The 384-nt window shown below is 46.9% G+C and carries 1 tRNA gene and 2 rRNA genes; all 3 read left to right on the top strand.

Annotated elements, in window-relative coordinates:
• Window positions 1–84: ribosomal RNA gene (locus tag ACU68Y_RS09150) — 16S ribosomal RNA — on the top strand; the annotation flags it as partial.
• Between the two features lie 46 nt (window positions 85–130).
• Window positions 131–207: transfer RNA gene (locus ACU68Y_RS09145), tRNA-Ile, on the top strand.
• Window positions 208–289: 82 nt separating this feature from the next.
• A 23S ribosomal RNA gene (locus ACU68Y_RS09140) occupies window positions 290–384 on the top strand; the annotation flags it as partial.

The raw sequence follows: 384 nt of genomic DNA, 5'->3' as shown, positions 1-384 counted from the left end.
GAGCAGTCGAAGGTAGGATTGATGACTGGGGTGAAGTCGTAACAAGGTAGCCGTATCGGAAGGTGCGGCTGGATCACCTCCTTTCTAAGGAGTGCTAACTTGACAAGTATTTACTTTAAGGTTCTTTTATGGGCCTGTAGCTCAGCTGGTTAGAGCGCACGCCTGATAAGCGTGAGGTCGGAGGTTCGAGTCCCCCCAGGCCCACCATTGATATTTTATATATCAAACCCATAAAACGACTTTTAAAAGTCGAATGAACATTGAAAATCGAATAACAGTATATATTTCCGGTCAAGAAACTAAGGGCGCAAGGCGGATGCCTTGGCACCAGGAGGCGAAGAAGGACGTGACAAGCAACGAAAACCTCGAGTAGGAGCAAATATC

The organism is Finegoldia sp. P1-F-LS, assembly GCF_052932205.1.
The sequence above is the reverse complement of the archived record's forward strand: the minus strand, read 5'-3'. Positions and strand labels throughout refer to the sequence as shown.